Source organism: Clostridia bacterium, assembly GCA_019683875.1.
Classification (GTDB): domain Bacteria; phylum Bacillota; class Sulfobacillia; order RBS10-35; family Bu92; genus Bu92.
Genome location: JADGHN010000099.1, coordinates 1 through 6,379, shown reverse-complemented (window position 1 = coordinate 6,379; position 6,379 = coordinate 1). Strand labels below are relative to the sequence as shown.

Here is a 6,379-nt window from a genome sequence, read left to right as displayed (position 1 = left end):
TCGAACGATTCGTCCACGCGCCCGGAGTCCTCGCCGACCGCGACCATCGCCGGCACCAGCGCCGGCACCGAACGCACCCGCCCCAGGGCCTCTGCGAGCGTGCCGCCCGCACGGACGAATTCCCGCACGGTCAGGAGCTCTGCCTCCAGGGCCGCGTTGCCCGTCACGCCGACGGCGACGTCGAGGGCCTGCAGCACCGGCACGCCGCCGCGCAAGAGGGTGGCGAGCGTCCGCGCGAACCGCGCGATCGCCCGCTTGAGGGCGAGCGGGCCAAACACGGGCACCCGCAGGGCCAGCCTCGCCCAGACCATGCGCGCGGCCGGCTGGCGACCGGCCCACAGTCCGAGCAGCCCCAGCGCGACGAGCCCCGGTCCCCAGATCGCGTACCCCTGGCGTACCCAGCGGCTGAGCGCGAGCAGGAAGCGGGTCGTCGCCGGAAGCTGCACGCCGCTTGAGGTGAACAGCGTCACGAACTGCGGCAGGACGACGGTGACCATCACCGCGACGACGACCACCGCCACGAGGAGCACGATCTTCGGGTACGTCGTGGCCGTGCGGATCTTCTCGGCCATCGCCGCCTCCCGTTCGAAGTGCATGGCGAGGCGGCGCAACACCTCGTCGAGCGCGCCGGCCGTCTCCCCGGCGTGGAGCATCTCGACGAGCACCCTCGGGAACACGTCCGGCCGGCCGTCGAAGGCGGCGCTGAGCCCCGCGCCCCCGTGCAGGCGCGCCGCCACGCGGCGGAGCTCCGCGCGCAGGACGGCGTGCCCCGACTGCGCGGCGGACGTCTCCACCGCCTGCAGGATCGGCACGCCCGCCGCGATCATCGTCGCCAGCTGCCGGCAGAGGATGGCCAGGTCCCGCGCCCGCACGGGCGGCGCGAGCAGGCGGCCCGTTCCGGCGCCTCTCCAGGGCGGCCGCCACACGCGGCGCAGGTCGGTGACGATCAGGTCCCGCTGCGCCAGTTGCACGCGCGCGTCGTCGAGGCTCGCCGCCTCCAGGCGGCCGCGGACCGGCTCGCCCCGACGCGTCCGCGCGCGGAAGGCGAATTCAGGCACGGCTCACCGTCTCCCCGCCACCGCGTACCACTCTTCCTTCAACTCCTCCGCGTCCGCCCGCCGCACGCGTCCCTGCGCCACGGCGCGATCGAGGGCGTCGCCCATCGTCTGCATGCCGTAGCGCGCGCCCGTCTGCATGAGGCTGGCCAGCTGGTGGGCCTTGCCCTCCCGGATGAGGTTGCGCACGCCGGGCACGGCGACCAGCACCTCGGCGACGACGGCCCGTCCCCCCTCCGGCCGGGGCAGGAGCGCCTGCGAGATGATGCCCTGAAGCGTGTCCGCCAGCTGCAGGCGAATCTGGTTCTGCTGGTGGGCGGGGAAAGCGTCCACGATGCGCTCCACGGCGGACGCGGCGCCTTTGGTGTGAAGGCTGGCGAGGACGAGGTGCCCCGTCTCGGCCGCGGTCAGCGCCGTCGCGATCGTTTCGAGGTCCCGCATCTCCCCGATCATGATCACGTCCGGATCCTGGCGCAGCGCCGCGCGCAGCCCCTCGTAGAACGACGGCGCGTCCTCGCCGATCTCCCTCTGGTTCACGATGCTCATTCGATGCCGGTGGAGGTACTCGATCGGATCCTCCAGCGTCACGACGTGGCAGGACCGCATGCGGTTGATGCGGTCGACCATGCCCGCCAGGGTCGTGGACTTGCCGCTGCCGGTGGGCCCGGTGACGAGCACCAACCCGTGCGGCCGCATGGCGAGGTCCGCCACGATGTCCGGCAGCTCCAGGGACTCCAGCGCGGGCGGCTCGTGGGCGATGAGCCGGACGGCGACGGCCAGGGATCCCCGCTGCCGGTAGGCGTGCACGCGATAGCGCCCCTCGCCCGGCACGCTGAACGCGAAGTCGACGCTGCCCCTTGCGGCCAGGTCGCGCTCGCGTTCCGGCTTCATCACGGCACGGACGAGTTCTTCGATCGCCTGCGCAGGCAAAGGATCCATCTCCAGCCGGCGCAGCGCGCCGTCGACGCGCACGCACGGAGGCGACTCCACCGTGATGTGCAGGTCGGACGCCCCGAGCGCCCGGGCCTGGGCGATGAGCTCCTGAAGCAGCGTTCGTGTCTCCAACATGAGCGTTCCGCCTCTCTCCGCAGTCGCGCAATGCGGCGCGCCCGGACGGTCAGCCGTCCGCGAACGTGGCGCGCGCCACCTCTTCCAGGCTCGTCCACCCGAGGGCCGCCTTGCGCACCCCGTCCTCCCGAAGGGTTATCATGCCCTTGCGGCGCGCGGCCTCGCGCAGGACGGCGGTCGTCGCGGCGCGACCCACGAGGCTGCTCAATTCTTCGTCAAACGGAAGCACTTCGAACAGGGGCGCGCGGCCGCGGTAGCCCGTGCCGGCGCAGTGCGAGCAGCGCCGGGGCCGGTACGCCACGAAGGACCCGTCCGGGATGCCGAGGGCCCGGCGCTCGGGCGCCGAGGCCGGAAGCTCGTACGGTTCGCGGCAGCGTTCGCACAGCCGGCGCACCAGCCGCTGGGCGACGACGCCCGTGAGTGCCGCCGCCACGAGGTACGGCTCCACGCCCATGTCCTGCAGCCGCGTCGGGGTGCTGGGCGCGTCGTTCGTGTGGAGCGTGGAGAGCACGAGGTGGCCCGTCAGGGCCGCCCGCACGGCGATTTCGGCCGTCTCGCCGTCGCGGATCTCGCCGACCATGATCACGTTCGGATCCTGGCGCAGGAAGGCCCGCAGCGCGCTCGCGAACGTGAGACCCGCCCGGACGTTCACCTGCACCTGATTCACGCCCGGCAGCTCGTACTCCACCGGATCCTCGATGGTGACGAGGTTCCTGTCCGGCGTGTTGAGCTCCATGAGCGAGGCCATGAGGGTCGTCGTCTTGCCGCTGCCCGTGGGGCCGGTGACGAGGATGAGCCCGTGCGGGCGCGCGATCAGGCGGCGGTACGCGGCGAGCGCCTCGTCCTGGAAGCCGAGGCGGTCGAGCGCGACCAGCCCCCGTTCCCTGTCCAGGATGCGGATTTCGACCTTCTCCCCGTGGATCGTGGGCATGGTCGCCACCCGCATGTCCACCTCCCGGCCCAGGACGCGCATGCGGATGCGCCCGTCCTGGGGAAGGCGCCGCTCCGAGATGTCGAGCCCGGCGAGGATCTTCAACCGCGAGACGACCTGCGGGTGCAGGTCGGCCGGCAGCGTGCCCTTCTCGTGCAGGACGCCGTCCAGGCGCAGCCGGACGCGGAGACGGTCGCCGAGGGTCTCGATGTGGACGTCGCTCGCCCCGTCGGCCACGGCCTCTTGCAGGATGCGGTCGACCCAGCGCACGGCCGTGCTCGCGTTCGCCGGCGCCTCCCGGGATGCCCCTGCCTGAGCCGGCGCGTCCGTGCGGCCTTCGCGGCCGCCCTGCATGAAGACGCGCGCGATGAGGCGGTCGATCGTCGACGGCGTGACGACGACCGGGCGCGGCTCGGCGCGGAAGAGGAAGGCGATGTCGTCCAGAGCGACGACGTTCAACGGGTCGCTCATGGCGACGGTGACCGCGCCGCCCTCGAGGGCCACCGGCAGCGCGCCGTGCTGCCGCGCCGCCGCCTCGCCGAACCGCTGCGCCACGGACACGTCGACGGACAGGTGCCGTTCATCCACGAACGGCAGGCCGAGCTGGGCGGCGAGCGCCTGCGCCACGTCCGTCTCCGTCGCCAGCCCGAGGCGCGTGATCGTCCGCCCCAGGCGCTCCCCGAGGCGCTCGCTTTCCTGCAACGCCCGCTGCAGGTCCTGCGGGCTGACGAGGCCCGCTTCCACGAGCAGGTCGCCGAGCGGTCGCTTGGCCATGGGGCTCCCTACCGCAGCGCGGCCACGGCGCGGGCGATGATCGCGAGCGCCGCGTCGATGTCGGCCGCCGAGACGTCCTTGTGCGTGACGAAGCGCACCACGTGCCGGTCCATCGCGTTCGTGAGGACACCTTCGGCTGCGAGGCGCTCGACCACGGCGGGAGCGTCCAGGCCCGTGGCCGAGACGTCGGCCATGACCATGTTCGTCTGCACGGTCTCAAGGTCCACGCGGAACCCGGGAATCCCGGCGAGCCCCTCCGCGAGGCGGCGGGCGTTCGCGTGGTCCTCCGCAAGGCGCTCCACCATCGTCTCCAGCGCGACGAGCCCCGCGGCGGCGATCACGCCGGCCTGGCGCATGCCGCCGCCCAGCATCTTGCGGTACTTGCGGGCGGCGGCGATGAACTCGCTCGACCCGCAGAGCACGGAGCCGACCGGCGCGCCGAGCCCCTTGGACAGGCAGAACATGACGCTGTCCACGGGCGCGACGATCTCCTTCACCGGGCGCCCCAGCGCCACGGCCGCGTTGAAGACGCGCGCCCCGTCCATGTGCACGCGCAGGCCCAGGTTGTGAGCGGCCTCGGCGACGGCGCGCACCTCTTCAGGCGTCCAGACGGTGCCGCCCGCGCGGTTGTGCGTGTTCTCGACGCAGAGCAGCGACGGCCGCGGGAAGTGGATGTTCGGCGCGCGCACGGCGGCGCGCACGTCTTCCGGGCCGAACTTGCCGCGGCGTCCCTGGATGAGGCGCGGGACGGCGCCGGCGACCGCGGAGAGCCCGCCGACTTCGTAGTAGTACACGTGGCTGTCCGCTTCGAGGATGACCTCGTCCCCGCGGCGCGTGTGGCTGAGCACGGCGACGAGGTTCGCCATCGTGCCGCTCGGCACGAAGAGCGCGGCTTCCTTCCCCATGCGCTCGGCCGCGACCTCCTCGAGGCGGTTGACGGTCGGGTCCTCTCCGTAGACGTCGTCGCCCACCTCCGCCGCCGCCATGGCGCGGCGCATCTCCTCCGTGGGGGTGGTGACGGTGTCGCTGCGCAGGTCGATGCGGGGCATGCCTCATGCTCCTTCCGATGCCGAACCGGTGCGTTTGCCTGACCTTGTCGGATTCGCGACGGGGCGGCGGATTCCTCGGGACGCGCGGAAGCGCGGCCGCACCGCGCCGCGGTGCCCGCCGTTGTCCTCGGGCGACGGGCGCCGTCATACCCTCATCCGGGGTGACGCGCCGCCGTGCCGTGGCTGTTGCTGCTCTCCCGCATCGCGCTGATCGGCGTGGAACGCGTGTTGCTGAAGGCGTTGGGCACGGGGGCGAGCGCGGCCGCCGCCACGTTTCTGTTCTTCGCCCTCGGTTCGGCGGCGCTCACGCCGTGGGGGCTGGCCCAGGGGCTCTCGTCCGAGGCGCGCCTCTCCGCGGTCGCGAGCGGCCTGCTCTTCTCCGCCGCGTTCCTCTTCTACGTCCGCTCACTGGCCCTCGGGGAGGTGTCGCGCGTGGCCCCGCTCGGGGGGCTCTCCGACGTGTTCACCCTCGCCCTGGCCGCGGCCGCCGGCGCCGCGCCGGTGGGCGCCACGCAGGCGCTCGGCACGATCGTCATCCTCGGCGGCGTGGCGGCGTTGGAGGGCGACGGCTGGCGGGGGCTGCTCGGCGTCGTCCGCCATCGCTCCGGCGCATACATGGTGGCGTACGCCGCGCTTCTCTCCGTGGAGCGGATCGTCGATCAGCGCGGCGGCGCCGGCGCCGCGCCCCTCGGATACACGTGGACGATGTTCTCCACCGTGTCCCTCGCCCTGGCCGCCTGGCTGACGGCGCGCCGCGGTTGGGCCGCCACGCGCGACCTGCTCGTGCGGCGGCCTCTGCCGGCCGTCGCGAGCGCTGCGACGAACGTCGGGTCCTACGCGATCCTGGTCGCGCTGCTCGACGATTTCCCCGTCACGGTGATGGAACCGGTCACGAGCCTCTCCCTGCTCGTGTCCGCCTATCTTGGGAAGGCAGTGTACGGCGAGCGGCTGAGAGGGCGGGTCATCCCCGCGCTCGCGGTGGCCGCAGGTTCGGCGCTGGTCCTGTGGCGTTGAGGCGCGGAGCCGGCACGAGCGCCCGACTGCCGGCCCGCGCGCGTCTCGGTGGGCAACTCGAGGTACCAGGCCACGGCGTCCGCGAGAGGGTCGATGGCGCGGGCGACCTCGTCCGGGCGGCTGCCGTCCCCGCCGATTTCGATCAGCGCAGACACGCGCCCCAGGTCCTGGTTGTACGGCCCCGGTTTGACCCAGATGCCGCGCACGAGTTCCGGCGCCGTCCGCTGCAGCCGTTCCGTCAGCAGGGCGGCGGCGCGCAAGTTCGGCCACCAGTCCGCGCCGCGCGCCGGCAGCGACCCGACGACCCAGAGCAGGCGCGCGGCCGGCCTCCCGCGATACGTTGCCGTCGCGTCCTTGTGGTCGAGGGCGTCGCGGTGCACGTCGATGACGAGCTCCACCGAGGGGAACTGCCGCAACAACCGCTGCAGCCGCGGGCGCGCGGCGCCGTACGGATCGTACGCGTCAAGGGCGAGGAGCGCCGCACCGGC

Annotated in this window: 6 protein-coding genes; 1 reads left to right on the top strand and 5 read right to left on the bottom strand. The window is 73.2% G+C overall.

Translation table 11 applies throughout. The features are described 5' to 3' along the window. From IRZ18_07860 to ltaE, 4 genes are all read right to left on the bottom strand, one after another. Positions 1–1,058, bottom strand: a 1,058-nt coding sequence (locus IRZ18_07860; protein ID MBX5477018.1) for a type II secretion system F family protein, incomplete at its 3' end; no start/stop codon positions are given. Positions 1,059–1,061: 3 nt separating this feature from the next. Further along, complete coding sequence (locus IRZ18_07855) at positions 1,062–2,123, bottom strand: PilT/PilU family type 4a pilus ATPase (GenBank protein MBX5477017.1); 1,062 nt, start codon at positions 2,121–2,123, stop codon at positions 1,062–1,064. Positions 2,124–2,172: 49 nt separating this feature from the next. Then, positions 2,173–3,828 (bottom strand): Flp pilus assembly complex ATPase component TadA, encoded by a 1,656-nt coding sequence (gene tadA / locus IRZ18_07850; protein ID MBX5477016.1) that lies wholly within the window; start codon positions 3,826–3,828, stop codon positions 2,173–2,175. Between the two features lie 8 nt (positions 3,829–3,836). Beyond that, a complete protein-coding gene (ltaE, locus tag IRZ18_07845; GenBank protein MBX5477015.1) occupies positions 3,837–4,877 on the bottom strand; it encodes a low-specificity L-threonine aldolase in 1,041 nt (346 codons plus the stop codon). A 174-nt stretch (positions 4,878–5,051) separates the two neighbouring features. On the opposite strand from ltaE, the gene IRZ18_07840 reads away from it, so the two are divergent. Continuing rightward, the gene (locus IRZ18_07840; protein ID MBX5477014.1) at positions 5,052–5,891 is read left to right on the top strand and encodes a hypothetical protein; all 840 of its coding nucleotides are present in this window, start codon (positions 5,052–5,054) and stop codon (positions 5,889–5,891) included. Here IRZ18_07840 and IRZ18_07835 read toward each other — a convergent pair. Then, positions 5,795–6,379, bottom strand: a 585-nt coding sequence (locus IRZ18_07835) for a stage II sporulation protein P (protein MBX5477013.1), incomplete at its 5' end; no start/stop codon positions are given. The genes IRZ18_07840 and IRZ18_07835 overlap by 97 nt on opposite strands.

What these genes read in the sequence shown, in the direction of transcription:
- IRZ18_07855 (MBX5477017.1), bottom strand. Translation starts at nt 2,123, where the DNA reads ATGTTGGAGACACGAACGCTGCTTCAGGAGCTCATCGCCCAGGCCCGG.
- tadA (MBX5477016.1), bottom strand. Translation starts at nt 3,828, where the DNA reads ATGGCCAAGCGACCGCTCGGCGACCTGCTCGTGGAAGCGGGCCTCGTC.
- ltaE (MBX5477015.1), bottom strand. Translation starts at nt 4,877, where the DNA reads ATGCCCCGCATCGACCTGCGCAGCGACACCGTCACCACCCCCACGGAG.